The sequence below is a fragment of the Nostoc sp. ATCC 53789 genome, from assembly GCF_009873495.1.
Lineage (GTDB): Bacteria > Cyanobacteriota > Cyanobacteriia > Cyanobacteriales > Nostocaceae > Nostoc > Nostoc muscorum_A.
In genome coordinates, this window is record NZ_CP046703.1 from 5464012 (window position 1) to 5484690 (window position 20679).

The following is a 20679-nucleotide window of genomic DNA, read 5'->3' on the forward strand; positions in this document are numbered from 1 at the left end:
TTAGGTGTAAACTGCCATAGAACTGCTTACATAGTACATCGCGCTTGTCGCACAACCTTTACGGAGACTAGAACCAGGAACAAATCAGCATGGTCAATCAGAATTTAACCGCTACAGAAATTGGATTCACTCACGAAGATTTCGCTGCTCTACTTGACAAATACGATTATCATTTTAGCCCTGGCGATGTTGTGCCAGGAACAGTTTTCAGTATAGAGCCGCGCGGCGCTCTGATTGACATTGGTGCTAAAACCGCAGCATATATTCCTATACAAGAAATGTCTATTAACCGGGTGGATAGCCCGGAAGAAGTCTTACAGTCAAACGAAACGCGTGAGTTTTTCATCCTTACCGATGAAAACGAAGATGGTCAATTAACCCTTTCCATTCGCCGTATTGAATATATGCGGGCTTGGGAACGTGTGCGACAGCTGCAAGCAGAAGATGCCACTGTCCGTTCTGGCGTGTTTGCAACCAATCGCGGTGGTGCATTGGTAAGGATTGAAGGATTACGTGGCTTTATCCCAGGTTCTCACATCAGTACTCGCAAACCTAAAGAAGAATTGGTAGGCGAAGAACTGCCATTGAAATTCCTAGAGGTGGATGAAGAACGTAACCGCTTAGTTTTATCTCATCGTCGGGCGTTGGTTGAACGCAAGATGAACCGCCTAGAAGTCGGGGAAGTAGTAATTGGTACAGTTCGCGGTATCAAACCCTACGGTGCTTTCATCGACATTGGTGGTGTCAGTGGTCTACTACACATTTCTGAGATTTCCCACGAACATATTGATACACCTCATAGTGTGTTCAATGTCAATGATGAAGTGAAAGTGATGATCATTGACTTGGATGCAGAAAGGGGTCGCATTTCCCTATCTACCAAGCAGCTAGAACCCGAACCCGGCGACATGATTAAAAACCGGGATTTGGTTTACGATAAGGCAGAAGAAATGGCTGCTAAATATCGTGAACAACTGTTAGCCAAGCAACAAGGTGCTACTGCTGCGCCTGCTGCACCTGCTGATGTTTTAGCAGAAGAAGATATTCCACCAGCAACAGAACTTGAAGACGAGATTCCACCAGCAGCAGAACTAGAAGAAGAAATTCCACCAGCAGCAGAAATTGAGGAAGTAACCCCAGTAGTTGCGGAAGTTCAAGAAGAGATTCCAGCAGCCACGGAAACTGAAGAAGAAATTCCAGCAGCTATTGAAGAATAATACATTTTATAGTTTTACTTGTTTTTAAGTAAGAGTATTAAATCATTGTATAAAGAGGGAAAAACCCTCTTTTTTTATGTGGAAAATTAGGAACAGTTAGGGGTTAGGAATAAAAACTCATAACTTCTGACTAAATAAGTGGGGTGAAATATTGTGGCAACTATTAAATGTAGAAAAATCACTTTTGATAATATTCAAGCAATTTTGTTTGACAAAAACGGTACTCTAGAAGATTCAGAAACGTATTTGCGATCGCTCGCACAAAAGGCAACAAGATTAATAGATGCTCAAATCCCTGGAACTGGGGAACCCCTATTAATGGCATTTGGCATCAATGGCAATCTTCTAGATCCGGCAGGCTTAATATCGGTAGCGAGTCGCCGCGAAACAGAAGTTGCGGCTGCGGCATATATTGCCGAAACAGGGAAAGGATGGTTTGAGTCCTTAAAAATAGCCCGTCAAGCTTTGGATGAAGCAGAAAAATACATCGAACAAACTCCTTCACCGCTATTTGTGGGTAGCTTAGACTTGTTGAAATACTTACGCAAAGGAGGCTTAAAACTCGGTATCCTCTCAGCTGCAACAACTGATGAAGTAAATAAGTTTGTAGCGCATCACCAATTAAGCGATTATATCCAGTTAAAAATGGGAGTAGATGAGGGACCGAGCAAACCAGATCCAGTCCTATTTTTGCAAGCTTGCGAAGCATTGGGAGTTGAACCAGGTGCTACCTTGATGGTAGGTGATGCAGTTGGCGATATGCAAATGGCACGTAATGCTAAAGCCGCAGGTTGTATTGGTATCACTTGGGTGGGTAAGTCAGATAATGTCCGAGGTGCAGATGTGGTGATTAATCAACTTGATGAAATCCAAATTTTAGAAGATTAGCAGCCTTAACAAGTAGAATTCGCAGAGGTTACGGGCACACAAACAAGAGTTACACCGATTTGGTCTAAGGTTAAATCAAGAGTCTGAAACCCGCCTGCGCGGGTTTTGACTTTATAGACGCGGTTTCTAACAGCCGATTTTAGGTTAAGTTGACTAAAGCGAAATATCTTGCATTTATCATACTATTTTTCTTATGTCAAGTAAAACAGGCTAAAATATTAATTACTTCTCACAATTGCGAAACAAGCCATGCAAAACACAGAAACGACGTTAAGGCTTCGCCTGTGGACAGTTGAAGAATACCATCGGATGGCTGAGGCTGGGATTTTTGGTGCAGATGAACGAGTAGAACTCCTAGAAGGAAAGATTATTTGGATGATTGCTAAAGGGACAGCCCATCGTTCAGCAGTGGGGAGAACAGATAGATTACTGCAAAATAGTTTGAGAAATCGGGCTTGGGTATGTATTCAAGACCCAGTAAAGTTAAACGCACGATCTGAACCAGAACCGGATATAGCTGTCGTTAAAGTAGATCCACTAGACTACGCAGACCACCATCCCACTCCAAAAGAAGTTTATCTGATTATTGAAGTAGCAGATAGCAGCCTGAAACTAGACTGCGAAATCAAAGCTAAAGCCTACTCGCAAGCGGGAATTACAGATTATTGGGTGTTAGATGTGGTTAGTCGTCAATTGCACGTCTTTCGAGAACCAACTCAGGATGGCTATCAAAGTGAAGTGATTTTGGCAGAAGATGCGACTATTTCACCTTTAGAGTTTCCTGATTTGAGCATTACGGTTTTAGAAATGTTACCGCCCGTAATTCTAATTGCATCATAGTTGAGAGTTAATTTCACCAAAAATAACGTGTTTAAGCCCGCAGTAAGCATACCCAGAGTGACAAAATAAAATTACTTTCTAATATTAATATTATTTATTTTTGTCCCCAGAATTGATTGCTCTTTATCCTTCATTAAAAATTTAGAACTATTAATTTTCATAACTTCATAATTTTCTACCATAAGCACCGAACCTAAAGTAGCCACCATATCTGCAATAGATATCTTAAAAACTAGTGGTATCCTTAAATTCAAAAAGGATTTTGGCATAGTTTTAACATTTAAATACAATTTTTTTTGACTTACATACCATACCCCAGTAAATTTATTACCTGTTATAAGTTCTTTAGGTTTAGAGAAAAGCAATGTTTGAACTGTGGTTTGTTCATAAGTCATATCATCTTTAAATTCAATAGTAACTTTTTCGGAGGACGTATCAAAACGCCATTTTCCAAAAAGTAAAATTTCTATTTCTATATCAGAATGCTTACTATTACTCATGTTTATCCTCAAATTAGCTTTAGCTCTAATTTTTCCTATTCTTAATAAATGTGCGATTATCGCATAAGAAACTTTCGTTACAAGTTTTTATACGAGAAAAGAATAAATGCATCTGCCAAACTAACCAAGACTTGACCCGCCAAGCTCCCATTGAAAGGTGTTCTGTAGATGATTTTGGGGATAAGTCAAAACTATGTTGATCGTAGTGTAACCATTGTGCTGGCAAGTGTCCCATCGGTGTCATAGGGGACAATTTAAAAGTTAGTTGCTCATAGTCTAACCAGTTTCCCTCTTTTCGCCAACCAAGGCGATCGCCAAGTCTTTTTTCTGTTTCGTAGTCTACCTGACCACCCATTTCGCTCCAGATAGTTTGCTGAACAGTAAAGCCGAAATAGCCATAACTATATTGATCCCAAAGTTGATCGATAGTGTGAAGGTCTTGACAAGAAAAGTTATCAATATCTTCCTTATAAACTTCATTCCAATAATTTTTACTCATGACTTTTAACATTATTTTAGTGGTTTCAATATCAGCCTCTTTCCAATGATGTTGTGCTAGGAGATCCCGCAATTGGTTATAATCAATACCTTTATTGCTGGGAAATTTTTTTGGCAACGTAACATTGTTATTAGTTAGCCCTATCAATCCTATTTCTTCAACAGGAGATAGAGAATCTGTAGAGACAAAATTTACTTCTGCTATACTTAGCGCTTTTCTTTGATCTGTTAGTTGCTTGGATATATAGTTAGATATTAGATCAATGCCCTTGTCTAAAAAGACACCATTTTCGCTCAAATCAAAATTATGGATTTGCCAATCTAATAATTGAGATTGAATAAAAGCATCTTTTAATCTGGCTTTTTTCTCATAACTTGTCACCATAAAATCGAGAAAACTTTCAGAAATAGCCTCGTTTTTTTCCAGGTTAAACAAGTTTGATTGATACTTTAAAATATTATCTCCTAAATTTTTAATATCTCCAACAGTTGCATAAAAATATTCATCTACTTTTATGACTTCATCTATTAAAGATTGAAAGGGACTAAAGTAATCTTGTAAAGAATTTTCAAGGTTGATTGCAGTGTGGGCAATTTTAGCTATTTCTTGACGAATTTTATAGGCTTTTCTTTGATATTCGTAAATCTCTTGATATACTTCTAAATCTTTTACTATTTGTTGAACAACTTCTTTTTGATTTTTTGTATCTTCTGCAAGGTTTTTAATCCCTTCACCAAGCAATTTTATTTTTTCTAGCATTAAGAAATAAGCATTACTCAATAGCAAAACTGCTTTGAGATTTTCTTGCTTTTCCCATGTTAGCTCATCAAGTATTTTCGGATTGTTATGGTTTTTTAGCTCTAATTTACTTCTTTCGTCTTCTAAGGTTTTTATAGCCAAATATTTTTGTTTAAATAATTCTTTTAAGTCATCCGCAAGATTTAATAAAAAATCATGATAATTGTCCTTGTAATTTTCTAAAAAATCAATAATATGGCTGTAATCTTTAATAAATAATTGGATTTCCTGAAAAACTTCTCCTTGGCTAATTTCTTCTTTTCGCTTAATTATCCCGCCAAGTTGATGACGATATCGAACGCCTTCTTTAATTAATCTTTGACGTTCTCTAATTTTTTTCTGAACTATTTTTACAGCATTATTTTTTAGAACTGGTAATTGATAGGTTCTTTCATAAATGGAAATAGTCTTGTAAGTAATTAGTTGTCTTTGCTGTTTAGTTAGCATGACCTTGATTTTAAAAAGTAAAAATATTCGTTAAGCTCTTACCCATTTCAACACCTTTGGGTCTTTGTCATAGCGGTAGGTAAAGCCATCATTAGCAGTAATGGACTTCCCAAGGCTAGCCTTGCTTCTGATGGTGTTAATGCTACAGTCTGTTAATGTCTGCATTTCTTTATGAGAAAGACCTTCGACTGTACTTATCTCAATAGATGTTTCTGGTTTAGTTTGGTATTCATTGTTGGGTAAAACATCTATTGTAATTTCAGGCTTTTTAGGAAGATTAATGACAGCTTCTTTTGCTTTTTGTAGTTGATAATCCTGTACGCTAATAATTTTCCAGCTAGAATCTCCTGATAGTTCCAAAACCCATTGATGATAATTAAATAAACTTTCTCTATGTCCCACACTGATAAAAGTTGTTTTTGTGTTTTGCAACTGTTGATATAAACTCTCTTCATTTTTCAAATCTAAAGCACTTGTTGCTTCATCTAATATAGTAAATCTAGGATGAGTAATTAGTAGTCGTGCAAATGCAAGGCGTTGTTGTTCTCCTAGTGATAATATGTTCTCCCAAGGAACTTCTGTATCAAAGCCATCTACTCGACTCAACAAGTTTTGTAGGTTGACTTGTTGCAAAACTTCTTTGAGTTCTGCATCGGTCATCTTACGAGTTGTATTGGGATAGAGCAATTGTTCACGCAAAGTTCCCAAAATTATATAAGGACGTTGGGGCAAAAATAACACTTCTTCTAATGGAGGTCGCACCAGACGACCAGTACCTGCATTCCACAAGCCAGCGATCGCTCTCAATAGAGAGCTTTTACCTCGACCACTAGGCCCAACAATCAATAAGCCTTCTCCAGGTTGAACCTCAAGTGACAAATCTTCAACAATCACCTGTTCATAGTTGGGTGTTTGTAAAGTGATATTCTCAAAAGCGAGATGGTTTTCTTCTATTGTTTTAATAGTACTTACTTTCTCTGGTTCTTTGGTAACAAATTCTAAAGCATCTGTAAACTCACCCAAACGTTGAACGTAACTAGAAAATCGTCCCGAAGTTGCAAATTCTCTAATTAATTCTGCCATAGCAGTAGCAAACAAATTACAAGCTAAACTGGCTTGAGCAATTTCTCCAAATTCAATTTCACCTCTAATCTGTAAAGGCCCGAATACTATAAATGGAAATATTTGGATAGCCGCCTGATATCCTCTGTTAAAAATATCCTGAGTTAACTCCCAATTAATCTTGCGTTTAGCACTTTGAATAATATTATTAAATCTTTGCTGGATTATATTTAATTCTTTTTTTTCTCCCTGAAAGAAAGCTATTGATTCAGCGTGATTACGTACATGAGTCAGGCTATAAGCATAGTTTGCATCAAATTCGAGTTCCTCTTGTTTAATCTTATTCAATTCTTGAGCCAAATAAACAGCAATTAAATTGCCTATTATCGTATAAACAACCAATACAACTGCAACAAATTGGGAGAGAGACCAGATAATTATTAAAAAAGTTGCCATCTCCAGCACTTTTTCTAGAAAAGTAGCCGAAAACGTGAGAGCATTTCTGATTAAAGGTTCAATTTCTTGGGATATTCGTTGATCTGGATTATCAATATCGGATTTGAAATTGATTTTATAATAGGCACGATTGCTTAAATATTTTTCTAAAACATGATTATTTAGCCATTCATACCAATCAAGAGCGATTTTTTTTCTAACAAATTTAGAAAATCCTACTAAGAGTGTTACGCAGATAAGGGCAGCACCATAAACTAATAATGTATTAATAAATTCATTAAAATCTTTTTCTTCAGTAATGATATCTAGCAAATAGCGGCTAACAAAACTATTAAAGGCACTTACACCGACAAGCATTATTATTAATAATATCAGGATGATGAGCATTCCCCATGCACGAATCACGTCTGAAAATGCTCGTCCCAATGCCTCTGTGGGATACCAGTAAGGCCCTGCGATCGCTTTGATATCTTCCCAAAATTGAGTAAAAGCTGAAGGGGTATTGGTTAGGGATTGATTATGAACGGTTTTAGATTGCATATTCTCGAAATCAGTTAAGACTCTTAAGGCTGACTGAATAATTTTGGTATTTTACTATATTGACTACATTCTTTGTTTTGCAATGCTTTTAGGGTTTTACAGTAATGTGCAAACAAAGTCTATATGTTTTAGCTGTAGGATGTAGCTCGCGGATATTTTTTCCCATCCCATGACAGTAGCGAGCTACTATACGAGAACATAGATTATTTAAAGACCCCATTTTTCCATAACTCTAATACCTCGTTGGCTGTAAAATAACGTTCTTGCTCAACAGCAAGAGATTTGATTACTGAGCGCATTTTTTCATATTGATTTCTGGGTTGGGGATTTTGTAGTTGCTTTTCAAATAGATATTGAAAATTGCTGACTCCACTCCATTTACCGAAGAGAACTTCTATAGTGCTGTAACGCAAAGCAGCATAGCTTTGAGGATCGCTAAACAAAGAATTGACATGGATACCTGATTCGTGACGTTGAGCAGTTTGAGAGTAAGGGGGAGCAGGACGAATCCCTAGTTGCTCTATGTAATTAGTCACTGCGGCGATCGCATCATAATTAATCCCTTTGACTTCGATTCCGAAACGGACTCGCAACCCATTTAATACCTGCTCAATCGCAACATTTCCGGCTCTCTCACCAATCCCGGAAAATGTACCCGATACTAAAGTCGCTCCGGCCATAACGGACTGGAGAGTATTTTCGAGAGCCAAGCCCATGTCATTGTGGTAGTGTACCCCGAAAGCAACGCCTGTTGTACGTTGGAGCAGATCATTAACCCAGATATAACTCTTTTCTGGACTGAGGATTCCGACTGTATCACAAAGCAAAAAGTTTTCAATATAAGGGCTACATGAGCGGATACATTGCACTAAAAAGTCAAAATCGGCTCTTGAGGCATCCTCGGCGGCAAAGTCTACCCTAAGACCAGCAACCTTAGTGGCATAGCGTAAATTTTCGACAATTGTATCAATAGCGTTTTGGCGAATTATTTCGATTACTTTTTTAGGGATATCGTCATCAATGGTTTTTCCTTTAAACTCGTTCAACAAACGGATCTGAGGATCTCGCAAAAACAGCAGGCGATCGGAAAGACCATAAAAAAGGATAATGCGCTTAACTCCGTACATTTTTGCTTTATCAATGTACTCCTTTCCCATTAAGGTACAAGCAGTGAGCAGACTATCAAATCCCTCTAATACTAATGATTTGACTAATTCTTCTTCTTGTTTACAAACACTGGGCATGATAGCGAGTCCATCGACTCCCGTTTGAGCAATGGAATAGGCAAGTTTTTGTTTAGTTGGATAAGAGAAGAAGATGCCTGCTTGTTGTTCTCCATCACGCAGGGTTTCATCGGAAATTCTGATAGAAATAGTTTCCATTATACCTATTGCAGAATCATTTTATAGTGGGCTAAAGAAAAGGTAAGAATAGACTATTGAAATACTCTATTCTGCTGTATTTACCATCAAATTATGTAATTGTGCAGCTAATAGTTTGACATTGGGTTCATAAAGCATCTGACCGTGGTTGCCAGGTACAGAAATTACTTTGACAGGCTTTTGAGTATAGGGTTGCCATCCCCAATCGGGTAGATTGTAATCAGAAAAAGCTTGGAGTTCTTGCAAGACAATCTCCTTAACTTCTTGAGCGCGGAATAAAACAATCGGGGCAGAAATTGGATCATTAGGCTGATAATTAGCGTAATTCAGTGTTAGTCCTTTCATCACTTTCATATTGGTTTTGAGTAAAGAAAGTGTGGAGTGTTCCGGTAAAACATTATTTCTGTACAAATACTCTGCCGCTAAATTCCACCTAGCTAGGTCATTAGGTTGAGCAGCTAAATCGTCGTATTGTAGTCCTAAAGAAACTCCCTTTAAAACTTCAATTCGTCGAATTAATTGCCAGATCCAATCAAGCTCTGCTCTATCAGTAAAATACTCAGGCTGAGAAACCAGTCCAGCATCGAAGATAGCTAGTAAACTTACCGTTTCACCTTGCTGTTCAAGTTGGGAAGCCATTTCAAAAGCAACGGCACAACCTGAAGAGTATCCTGCTAATATATATGGGCTTTTCGCTTGCTGTTGACGCAATATATCAATCAATTGATTTGCATGGGTTACTACTGATTCAGGAAGTGCACTAGAGCCGTCTCTTCCTGGAGTTTCGAGTCCATATACTGGTCGCTCAGTTCCTAAATTAATTGCTAAATCTCGAAAATAGAAGCCATGTCCGTTTGCGCCAGGAAGAAAAAATAGAGGGGTTGCATTTCCTTGAGGTTGGAATAAAAGTAAATCGGGATTTGACTGTTGAAGCTCAGTATTACAAAGTTGTTCTGCGAGTTGAGCAATAGTAGGATTCTGAAATAAACTACTTAAATAAAGATGTTGTCCAAATACCTGTTGAATATTATTGAGCAGTTTGATTGCTAATAAAGAATGACCACCCAAATCGAAAAAGTTATCATGAATCCCAATATTTTGATGTTCGAGTACAGCAGACCAAACTTGCGCCAGTTGTTGTTCAGTTTCGTTACGTGGAGCTACATATAAGCCCTCAATTACTCCATTTGGAGTAGGTAAAGATTTTCGGTCAACTTTGCCATTGGGAGTTAAAGGCAACTCATCCAATACGATGATCTGAGCAGGTATCATATAATCGGGCAGACGGGATTTTAGATGATTTTTTAATTGGGTAGATAAATCATTGGTGATTCCCATTACATAAGCAATTAAACTCTGGTTACTCTCAGTTTTATATAAGGTTACAATTGCTTCTTTAACTGATGGATGTTGCAACAAAATCGATTCAATTTCACCGAGTTCAATGCGAAAACCCCGTAATTTAATCTGATCGTCAATGCGACCCAGATATTCAAGGTTTCCATCAGATTTCCATCTTGCTAAGTCGCCAGTTTTGTAAATTCGCTCAACTTTACCAAATAATTCAACTTCAATAAATTTTTGAGCGGTTAAGTCAGGACGATTTAGATAGCCTCGTGCCAAACCCACACCAGCGATGCATAATTCTCCAGGTATGCCAGGGGGTAATGGTTGGTTGTGAGGATCTAATATATAGATGCGGATATTAGATAATGGTTGACCAATGGGTGGTTTCTTTCCATTAGGATGACAAAGTGCGATCGCAGCATTAACCGTAGATTCTGTAGGCCCGTAACAATTGAATAAATGCTGCTCTATTCCCCACTGCGCCACCAATTCTGCTGAACAAGCCTCACCACCAACGCCTATGGTTTGCAAATCGGGTAAGGTCGCTTGAGGTAAGAGAGATAAGGCCGAAGGAGGTAAAAAGCTGTGGGAAATTTTGTGATGAGTTAAAAAGTCAACCAAAGTTTGACTGGGTAACAAGGTTCCTTTTTTAGCAAGATACAAGCAAGCACCAGTGACGAAGGTAGTCGCAATTTCAGCAACAGATAGATCAAAACTAAAGGAACCAAATTGAAGTAAACGGCTGTTTTGTTGAACTTGAAAAGTTTCAGCCCAAGCCAAGCTTAAATTTACAATTGCTTGATGCTCAATCATTACCCCTTTTGGTCGTCCCGTCGAACCAGAAGTATAGATTACATAAGCCAAATCATTAGGCATACTTTGAGAGCTAGGATTTTCTTTTAACGTGGTAAAAGTTTCCTTATCTAAACAAATTATTTGACAGGGTTTTTTCAGTTCAGCGATTGGTAATTGATTTAGCAGAAAACTTTGGGTCAGCAACACTGATGTCCCCGAATCTTCTAACATGAACTCAATACGTTCTTTAGGATAATTAGGATCAATCGGCACATAAGCCCCGCCTGCTTTCAGGATAGCGAGTACACCGATAATCATTTCACTAGACCGTTCAACGCAGATACCAATTAAAGTGTCTGGTTTAATTTGGTGATTTTGAATTAGATAATGAGCAAGTTGGTTCGCTTTTTGATTGAGTTGCTGATAAGTTAAGCTTTGAGATTCAAACACCAAAGCGAGATTATTAGGGTTTTTAGCAACTTGTTGTTCAAATATCTCAGCTAAAGTTTTATCGTCAGGATAAGCGTTTTGAGTTTGATTCCAGCGTTGTAGTTGCAGAAGTTCGGGCGCTGTCATCAAAGGTAAAGTATTGATAGGTTGTTGAGGATTATCAATAATTCCCTTCAGCAGAACTTCAAACTGTTCCGCCATCCGTTGGATAGTAGCCTTTTCAAAAAGATCGGTGGCGTATTCCCAAGTTAAATCTAACTGGTTATTAGATTCTATTACCATAAGTGTTAGGTCAAACTTAGCAAACGGATAGCTTAATGGGAGCCATTCAATCTCTAAGCCTGGTAAACTCAGGTCGGGACTTTCATTATTTTCTAGTGCGAACATGACCTGGAATAAGGGGTTATGGCTCATACTCCGTTCTGGTTGCAACTGTTCTACCAGATACTCAAAGGGAATGTCTTGATGAGAGTATGTATCTAAACAATTTTGGCGAGTTTGTTGCAGGAACTCGATAAAACTTTGCTCAGGCTTGATTTGGTTACGCAGTATTAAAGTATTGACAAAAAAGCCAATTAATCCTTCCGTATGGCTATGGGTGCGGTTAGCAATAGGAGAACCAATACATACGTCTTCTTGGCGACTGTAACGAGAAAGCAAAATATTGAAAGCCGCCAACAAAGTCATAAACAAACTAGTCCCTTGCTGTTGACTTAGAGTTTTAATGGCAAGAGTTAAGTCAGCCGATAAAGAATAGCGATCGCGATCGCCTCGGTAGCTTTGCTGTGCTGGACGAGGATAATCGGTAGGCAATTCCAGTAATGGAGGAGCATCACTGAGTTGATTTTTCCAGTAGTTGATCTGGGTTTCTAATACCTCTCCTTGTAACCAGTGGCGTTGCCAGTTTGCGTAGTCGCTGTATTGAATGGGTAATGGTGCAAGAGTTGGGGTATGACCTTGGGCAAAGGCAGTATAGACTTCCCGTAACTCACGGACAAAGACCCCCATTGACCAGCCATCACTAATAATGTGGTGCATAATTATGAGCAACACATATTTGTGATCCTTCAATTGCAGCAGTTTTGCTTTAAATAAAGGGCTAGTGTTTAAGTCAAAGGGTTCTTGAACATGAGTATCGATAAAACGCTGAACGGTTGTTTCTTGATTCCCAGTCCCCAGTACTTGGTACGTTAAAACTTCGATGTCGTCTAAATTTGCGATCGCAACCTGGGGTTGTCCTGCCACTGTGGGAAAATACATTCTCAGACTCTCGTGCCGATTCAGCAGATAAGCCAAACTAGAATGCAAAGCATCAATATTGAGGTTTCCATCCAGTTGTAAAGCGATCGGCATATTATAACTAGCTGATGGGCCTTGGAGTTGCCCTAACAGCCAGAGACGTTGTTGAGCAAAGGAAAGGGGTTTGGGGACATCATCTGGTAAAGTTGGAATTTCCTCTGCCATGACAGAGCCGGCTTTGGCAGAATTTAAGAACGCTAATATATCTGCTTTGTTGGCTTGAATTTCTTGCTTGAGTTCAGAAGTTAAGGCGTTTTTACTACTACGAAGCCGTAACTTATCATCTTCAGCCCAAATTTTGCAGCCTATGTTCTGCAAACGAAGCATTAAAGAAACTATTTGCTGATTTTGTGTCATAGTCATAGTTCAATTTCCTCTTCGTCTGAGTTTAAAGGTTGTATATCTGCTGTGGAGAAATTAACCCAAATGCAGCTATCTATATAATTTGCCAATTCGCTGAGGATAGGAGACTCAAATACTTGACGCAGTGGCAGTTCTACTTTAAAAGTGTCGCGGATGCGGTAGCACATTTGGGTGGCTAGTAGGGAATGTCCTCCCAACTTGAAGAAGTTATCATGGCGGGCGATCGCTTCATATTTAAGCAGCTTCGCCCACAATTCGGCCAGCAATTTTTCTGTCGAGGTTACAGGCAATTCAATGTTTGTTGATGAAATGGTTGCATTTGGTGCGGGTAAAGCTTTGCGATCTACTTTGCCATTTGGTGTTAGTGGCAGTTTTTCTAAAACAATAAAATGACTAGGAATCATATAATCTGGAAGAGTTTTTTCCAGATTATCTCGCCATTCTTCTAATAACGCTGGCTCAACTTGATTGGTGCGATATTGTAATGGTTGGTTGGCATAATGTTGCCAAGGTTTCAACCGCAAATTTCCCTCTTGATTAAATCGTGGTATTGTCACCTGCCCAGGAATATTCCGTTGAAAAACAACATCGTAATCAGAAAATTCTGTGGGGCTATATTGAATAAAAGGCGTATAGGGCAAATCTCGTACTAAATTTCGAAATGCTTCGGGTTCTATCCCTGATCTGACTTCGGCAACTGCGGCTTTTAAGTCTGAAACTGTACCATCCAATTGACTAATTTTTTCTAACAGCACCATTTCTGAAGTTAGACGCGCATTCGGAATATTCTTAATACCTATAAAATCGGGTTGCTGAGTTGTTAAAATTCTCTCGATTTTTTCTAAATTGAGTTGCTCAGTTTGCCAATCTAACCATTCAGGTTCTGCAATTGGAGTATCTGTTTGATCCAAATGTAAAACAACGTCATAACGAAAACGGTTCATTTCCGTCTGCCCATAACCTCGTTTCATTTGGATTTGTACATGACTAATCCGAGGAAATTTTTGTTTTAGGGCGATAAATAAATTAGGGTCAATTAGTAACTCGCCTTCGGTGTGAATACTTTTTTGAATCTGTTGACGCAAATCCTTAATTGATAATTCATCAGGGGCGCGATTAAATTTAACTGCGGTATGAAAAACCTCTAGTAAATGGAGATTTCGCACATCTCCAATAAATATTTTTCCTTGATTCCTCACCGCACTAACAGCACCCCCAATAACTTCTAACAAGTAGTCCAAAGAAGGAAAATACTGAATAACAGAATTGAGTATTACCAGGTCATAATTATTTTTCTCAATACCGTTAAATTGGTTAGCTGCACTTTGTTTTAAAGTAACTTTTTCTTTGAGAGATTGCTGTGGAAGATGTTGTTCAATATAATGTAACCCTGCTGCGGCAATATCTGTACCCAGGTACTTTTGACAATGGGGAGCAATTTTTAACAATAACATCCCTGTCCCACAACCGATTTCCCAGACCCGTTTGGGTGCAAGTTCCAGAATTTGGTCAATAGTTTTATCCCGCCATTCTTGCATTACAGCTTTGGGATAAGGTTTATCTGTATAGCTATCATTCCAGCTAGCCAAATTCAGCGTTGGGTCATCTTCTGGATCTTGTGATTTATGGTAAGCATCATTGAAAACTTGTTGCCATAATTCCACCTGTTCACCTTGAAGGTCTTCATCCTCTGTTCCTGTTGGGACAATGTATGCTACTAGACGTTGATCGAAATCACTGTCTTCTCGTATAATGACAACTGCTTCCTGAATTTTTGAGTGTTTGAGTAAAGACGCTTCAATTTCACCTAATTCAATGCGGAAACCACGAAGTTTGACCTGGCGATCGATGCGACCTAAATATTGCAAATTGCCGTCAGGTAGCCAACGAGCTAAATCGCCAGTTTTATAAATCCGCTCAGTTTGGTTGAAGAGATTGAGGTCAATGAATTTTTCAGCACTCAGATCGGGACGATTCAAATAGCCCTGTGCTAAACCCGCACCTGCAATGCAGAGTTCCCCAGGAATACCAGGAGGAAGGGGTTGGTTATAGGTGTCTAGAATATAAATCCGGGTGTTAGCAATGGGCTTCCCGATAGATACCACAGCGCCTTGAGAATAGTTTTTTTTCTCAAAAGTATTTATCTGATAAATATCTGACCAAATAGTGGTTTCTGTCGGGCCATAAAGATTCCAGAGTTCAGCACTTCTTTCTAGTAGTTGATTAGCAAGTTCCCACGTTAAAGCCTCACCGCCGCAGAGGATTTTTAGTTGTGTTGAACCTTTCCATCCGGCGGCTAATAATATGCGCCAAGTCGCTGGAGTCGCTTGCATGAAAGTGATACCATTAAGCAATTGTTCTGATAACTGTAAACTGTCAGAAGCAATTTCACGACTGACTAGAACAATTTTGGCTCCTACTATAAGAGGCAAATAAATTTCCAGTGCAGCAATATCAAAGGATATAGTGGTGATAGCCAGAAGAGTATCGGACGCGGCTATTCCAGGCTTTTCCTTCATTGAATATAAGAAATTCGTCAGTGAAGAGTGACAAACTGCTACACCTTTTGGCCTTCCCGTAGAACCAGAAGTATAAATTACATAAGCTAAATCATCAGGACTACTTTGCAAATTGGGATTATCTGTTGACTGATTAACCCATGTTTCTTTTTCTAGAAATACTACTTGACAGGGGTTTTTTAGTTTTTCTAGGGGAAGTTGCTTTTTGATGGAGTTTGTTGTTAGTAATACAGAAGCATTACTATCTTCCAGCATTAAATGAATGCGTTCTTGAGGATAACTCGGATCAATCGGCACATAAGCACCACCCGCTTTGAGGATAGCAAACAAGCCAATTACCATTAAGAGCGATCGCTCCACACAAATCGCAATCAAAGGATTATCAGGTAATTGTTGCTCCCTTTTGAGTTCCAACAAATAATGGGCTAGCTGATTAGCTTGTTGGTTGAGTTCTTGATAACTCAGGCTTTGATTTTCAAACACCACCGCAATGTTATCGGGCGTTTGTGCTGCTTGTTGTTCAAACAGACTCACCAAAGTCTGATTTTGGGGATAATTGATATTGGTTTGATTCCAAATTTGCAGTTGTTGAATTTCTGCGGTTGTGATTAAGGGTAGTTTACTGATTGGTTGTTGGGGATTTTGGGCGATTGCTTCCAACAAGACTTCAAAGTGTCCCGCCATCCGTTGAATTGTTTCTACTTCAAATAAATCTGTGGCATATTCCCACATACAATGCAGTTGGCCGCCCCTTTCGCAAAGATCCAGTGTTAGGTCAAACTTGGCAAATGGTAAACTTTGCTCTAAATATTGAATATCCAGCCCTGATAAACTAATATTTTTCCCCGCTTCTTGAGTATTTTGGAACACCATCATCACTTGGAATAAGGGATTATGGCTCAGACTGCGTTCTGGTTGTAACTGTTCTACTAAATACTCAAAGGGAATATCTTGATGAGCGTAGGCATCTAGGCAAGTTTGGCGGGTTTGTTGGAGTAACTGACTAAATCCTTGCTCTGGCTTAATTTTGCTCCGTAATACTAAGGTATTGACAAAAAAACCAATCAATGATTCTGTGTTGCTATGGGTGCGGTTAGCGATCGCAGAACCAATACATAAATCCTCTTGACGGCTGTAACGAGATAGTAAAATACTAAAAGCCGTTAACAGGGTCATAAACAAACTAACCCCGTGTTTTTGACTGACAATTTTGAGTTTCTGAGTCAGTTCGCTGCTTAAGGGATATTCCTCACGCCCACCTTGGTAACTTTGTTGCGCTGGACGGGGATGATCGGTAGGCAAATCCAGCAATCGGGGAGCATCGCCTAGTTGTTGTTTCCAGTAGTTTTCCTGGCTTTCTAAAATCTCCCCTTGTAACCAACTGCGCTGCCAAGCTGCATAATCGCTATACTGAATCGGCAATGGTGACAAATTCGGAGTATACCCCGCAGCAAAAGCAGCATAAGCTTGTTCCCATTCGCGCTTAAATACACCCATTGACCAGCCATCGCTGATAATGTGGTGCATATTAATCATCAGTACATTTTTCTGTTCGCTAAGTTGCAATAGTTGTGCTTTGAACAGGGGGCCAGTATTCAAATCGAAGGGTTCTTGAGCATGGGTATCGGCTAAACGTTGTACAGTTTCTGCTTGAGACTGAGGATCGAGTGACTGTAAATCTGCGATTGTTAGTACTTCTATATCCTCTGAATTTTGGACGACTACTTGCGCCTCTCCCTCCAGTGCTGGAAAATAAGTGCGTAGAATGGCATGGCGATCGAGGAGATAATCAAAACTTGCACGCAACGCCTCTATATTCAACTTGCCGTCAAGTTGCAGCGCTGTTGACATATTGTAGGTAGCCGAGGTTCCTATGCCTTCAAGTTGGTCTAAAAACCAGAGTCTTGATTGGGAATAGGACAAAATTTTTGGAGCATTTTCAGGCTGTGGTGTAATGGGTGGTAAGGTGACACTGGAAGTAGCCTTGTCAATTTCTCCTGCCAACTCAGACAAAACACTTTGCTCAAATACCTTGCGGACAGGCACTTCTACCCCAAAACTGTCACGAATACGAGTAACTAATTGGGTTGCTAATAAAGAATGTCCCCCCAGTTCAAAGAAGTTATCTTGACGACTGATAGACTTAGCTTTTAAAAGACTTTGCCATAAAGTAGCCAGCAGTTCTTCAGTTGGAGAAGCAAGGGCTTCAAAGTTAGTATAAGTAGCTGCATCTGGTGCTGGTAATACTCTACGATCTAGTTTACCGTTAGGGGTAAGGGGCAACTGATCCAACACCATAATCTGGCTAGGAATCATATAATTCGGCAGGCGAATTTTCAGGTAGTCTTTGAGTTGACTCGCTAAATTGCTGGATTTTTCCGATGCCGTGACATAAGCTACTAACCTGGGATTATTATCAGTTTCATATAAAATAACAACAGCTTCGTTAACTAAAGAGTGCTGTAATAATAGCGATTCGATTTCACCAAGTTCGATTCGGAAGCCCCGCAGTTTAACTTGATCGTCAATGCGACCGAGATATTCAAGATTTCCATCATATCTCCATCTTGCCAAGTCGCCAGTTTTGTAAATTCGCTCAGTTTTGCCAAATAATTCAACTTCAACAAATTTTTCAGAGGTAGTTTCAGGCCGATTGAGATAGCCTCGTGCTAAACCAACGCCAGCGATACACAATTCCCCAGGTATTCCTGCGGGTAATGGTTGATTGTGAGCATCTAATATATAGATGCGGATATTAGACAACGGTTTACCAATGGGCGGTTTTTTTCCATTATGATCACACAGAGCGATCGCAGCACTAACCGTAGATTCCGTAGGCCCGTAGCAATTAAATAAACGCCGTTCTGTTCCCCACTGTGCTACCAATTCTGCTGAACAAGCCTCACCACCAACAGTTAGACATTGTAAATCGGGTAAGGTCGCTTGAGGTAAGACAGATAAGGCCGAAGGAGATAAAAAGCTGTGGGTAATTTTGCGATTGCTTAAGAAGTCAACTAAAATTTGGCTGGGTAATAAGGTATCTTTTTGAGCAAGATATAAGCAAGCACCAGTGACAAAGGTAGTTGCAATTTCAGCGACAGATAAATCGAAACTAAAAGAACCAAACTGAAGCAAATGGCTATTGTCTTGAACTTGAAAAGTTTTAGCCCAGACTAAGCTGAGATTGACAATTGCGCGATGCTCAATCATCACCCCCTTTGGTCGCCCCGTTGAACCAGAGGTATAAATTATATAAGCTAAATTATCAGGAGTAGTTTTAGAATTGGGATTATCTATTGATTCTTGGGCAAAAGTTTCCTCATCCAAACAAATGACCTGGTATTTGAGTTTAGCTAGAGGTAATTGTTCTTTAAGGTGACTTTGGGTCAGCAATACCGATGACCCACAATCTTCTAACATAAACTCAATCCGTTCTTTGGGATAATTGGGGTCAATCGGTACATAAGCTCCACCTGCTTTAAGAATACCGAGTAAACCAATAATCATTTCTAAAGACCGTTCAACGCAGATACCAATTAAAGTGTCTGGCTTAATTTGATAATTTTGAATTAAATAATGAGCTAGTTGGTTTGCTTTTTGATTAAGTTGTTGGTAGGTTAAGCTTTGAGATTCAAATACTAAAGCGAGATTATTAGGGTTTTTGGCAGCTTGAGCTTCAAACAAGTCAACCAAAGTTTGATTTAGGGGATAATCAGTTTTAGTTTGATTCCAGTTTTGGAGTTGCTGACGTTCACTTTCTGCGATTAATGGCAGATTATTAATATTTTGTTGAGGATTATCAACAATTCCCTGAAGTAAAACGGCAAAATGCCCCGTCAGCCGTTGAATGGTTTTAGCGTCAAACAAATCGGTTGCGTATTCCCATTCTCCTACCAAGCCTTGAGGAGTTTCACGGAACATCAGCGACAAATCAAACAGCGTCGTTGTGTTTTCCCACTCAAAACGGGTTAGAGATAATCCAGGAGTTTCTAGTTTCTCTTGGGTTCCACTTTGCAAACCAAACGCCACTTGAAATAGGGGATGATGAGAAAGCGATCGCTCTAAACCCAATTCATCGACTAGTTTCTCAAAAGGTAAGTCTTGATGGTCATAAGCATCTAGGGTTACTTGTTTGACTCGTTCGAGTAATTCTAAGAAACTTGGATTCCCTTGCAGATTGGTACGTAATGCTAATGTGTTGACAAAAAAGCCAATTAGAGATTCTGTCTCACGACGATTACGATTAGCGATCGCAGAACCAACTACAATATCCTGTTGACCACTGTAGCGCGACAATAACAGCGTAAATGCTGCAAGCATTGTCATAAACAGGGTAGTTCCTGATTCCTGACTCAAACGCTTCAACTTCTGCGTTAAATCTTGATTGAGTTCTAAAAACTCACTCCGTCCCCTAAAACTTTGCACTGATGGGCGAGGTCTATCTGTGGGCAATTCTAACAGAGGCGCGACTCCGGCTAATTGTTTTTGCCAGTAATTGAGTTGGGTTTGCAGTACCTCTCCCTGCAACCACTGTCTTTGCCAGTGGGCGAAATCGGCATATTGTAGAGATAATTCGGGTAAAGGAGAAGCTTTTGTGGCGGAAAATGCGGTATAGAGGCTGAATAATTCACGACGGAATATGTCCATTGACCAGCCATCACAAACAATATGATGGATAACCAGCAACAGCAGATGAGATTGATCGGCGAGTTGCAACAACTTTACCCGCAGCAAAGGAGGGTTTGATAAGTTAAAAGGCTGTTGTAATTCTTCTGCTGCTAACTGCTGCGCCTTGCTTAACTGGTCTGCTTGTGTCAATTGTCGCCAATCTAGCAGTTGCATTGTCAGTTGCGGGTGAGTGTGAATCACCTGTATCGGTGACTCATCGACAACAGAAAAACTAGTACGTAAGACCTCATGACGTTGGACAATTTCTGCGATCGCTTTTTCTAACGCAGTTATATTCAAAAATCCGCGAATTTGCCAGAAAAACGGTACGTTATAGACACAATTTTCGCCTTCTAGTTGGTCGAGAAACCACAGTCTTTGTTGGGCAAAGGAAAGGGGAAGGGGTTGCTCTCTTGAAACGGGTGTTAGGGGTGGAGTTAGCCTGTTATTATTTTGTGTAGATTGTTGTTGCTTTTTCAGCTTTTGTAAAACTAATTCTCGCTTTTCTGGTGAAAGAGCTTCTAGACGTTTTAGTATATCGCTCATAATAATAATTATTGTTGAAAATTAGTTGTTTAATTGAACTACAGAGATACAGAGATAGACTTT

The 20679-nt window shown here is 39.4% G+C and carries 9 protein-coding genes; 3 read left to right on the plus strand and 6 right to left on the minus strand.

Features of this window, described 5'->3' with window-relative positions; genetic code table 11:
* The first annotated feature begins 89 nt into the window (after positions 1-89).
* From GJB62_RS22750 to GJB62_RS22760, 3 genes are all read left to right on the plus strand, one after another.
* Complete coding sequence (locus GJB62_RS22750) at positions 90-1217, plus strand: 30S ribosomal protein S1 (protein WP_114081687.1); 1128 nt, start codon at positions 90-92, stop codon at positions 1215-1217.
* Positions 1218-1370: 153 nt separating this feature from the next.
* Positions 1371-2105 (plus strand): HAD family hydrolase, encoded by a 735-nt coding sequence (locus GJB62_RS22755; RefSeq protein WP_114081686.1) that lies wholly within the window; start codon positions 1371-1373, stop codon positions 2103-2105.
* A 249-nt stretch (positions 2106-2354) separates the two neighbouring features.
* The gene (locus GJB62_RS22760) at positions 2355-2945 is read left to right on the plus strand and encodes a Uma2 family endonuclease (RefSeq protein WP_114081685.1); all 591 of its coding nucleotides are present in this window, start codon (positions 2355-2357) and stop codon (positions 2943-2945) included.
* Between the two features lie 71 nt (positions 2946-3016).
* Here the strand turns inward: GJB62_RS22760 and GJB62_RS22765 are convergent, their stop codons facing one another.
* From GJB62_RS22765 to GJB62_RS22790, 6 genes are all read right to left on the minus strand, one after another.
* A complete protein-coding gene (locus GJB62_RS22765; protein WP_114081684.1) occupies positions 3017-3445 on the minus strand; it encodes a hypothetical protein in 429 nt (142 codons plus the stop codon).
* 25 nt (positions 3446-3470) lie between these two features.
* On the minus strand, positions 3471-5189 hold the full coding sequence (locus GJB62_RS22770; protein ID WP_114081683.1) for a GUN4 domain-containing protein: 1719 nt from the start codon (positions 5187-5189) through the stop codon (positions 3471-3473).
* Between the two features lie 30 nt (positions 5190-5219).
* Entirely contained in the window at positions 5220-7247 is a 2028-nt protein-coding gene (locus GJB62_RS22775) for an ATP-binding cassette domain-containing protein (RefSeq protein WP_114081682.1), read from the minus strand.
* 203 nt (positions 7248-7450) lie between these two features.
* Positions 7451-8629 carry a 2-isopropylmalate synthase gene (locus GJB62_RS22780; protein WP_114081681.1) on the minus strand — a complete coding sequence of 393 codons (1179 nt, stop codon included), beginning with the start codon at positions 8627-8629 and terminating at the stop codon, positions 7451-7453.
* A 66-nt stretch (positions 8630-8695) separates the two neighbouring features.
* Complete coding sequence (locus tag GJB62_RS22785) at positions 8696-12883, minus strand: non-ribosomal peptide synthetase (RefSeq protein WP_114081680.1); 4188 nt, start codon at positions 12881-12883, stop codon at positions 8696-8698.
* Complete coding sequence (locus tag GJB62_RS22790; protein WP_114081679.1) at positions 12880-20616, minus strand: non-ribosomal peptide synthetase; 7737 nt, start codon at positions 20614-20616, stop codon at positions 12880-12882. Before GJB62_RS22790 ends, GJB62_RS22785 begins: the two co-directional genes overlap by 4 nt.
* Between the last annotated feature and the right edge of the window lie 63 nt (positions 20617-20679).

Coding starts and splice junctions, on each gene's coding strand:
- GJB62_RS22750 (WP_114081687.1), top strand. CDS start 90: ATGGTCAATCAGAATTTAACCGCTACAGAAATTGGATTCACTCACGAA.
- GJB62_RS22775 (WP_114081682.1), bottom strand. CDS start 7,247: ATGCAATCTAAAACCGTTCATAATCAATCCCTAACCAATACCCCTTCA.
- GJB62_RS22765 (WP_114081684.1), bottom strand. CDS start 3,445: ATGAGTAATAGTAAGCATTCTGATATAGAAATAGAAATTTTACTTTTT.
- GJB62_RS22770 (WP_114081683.1), bottom strand. CDS start 5,189: ATGCTAACTAAACAGCAAAGACAACTAATTACTTACAAGACTATTTCC.
- GJB62_RS22785 (WP_114081680.1), bottom strand. CDS start 12,883: ATGACTATGACACAAAATCAGCAAATAGTTTCTTTAATGCTTCGTTTG.
- GJB62_RS22760 (WP_114081685.1), top strand. CDS start 2,355: ATGCAAAACACAGAAACGACGTTAAGGCTTCGCCTGTGGACAGTTGAA.
- GJB62_RS22790 (WP_114081679.1), bottom strand. CDS start 20,616: ATGAGCGATATACTAAAACGTCTAGAAGCTCTTTCACCAGAAAAGCGA.
- GJB62_RS22780 (WP_114081681.1), bottom strand. CDS start 8,629: ATGGAAACTATTTCTATCAGAATTTCCGATGAAACCCTGCGTGATGGA.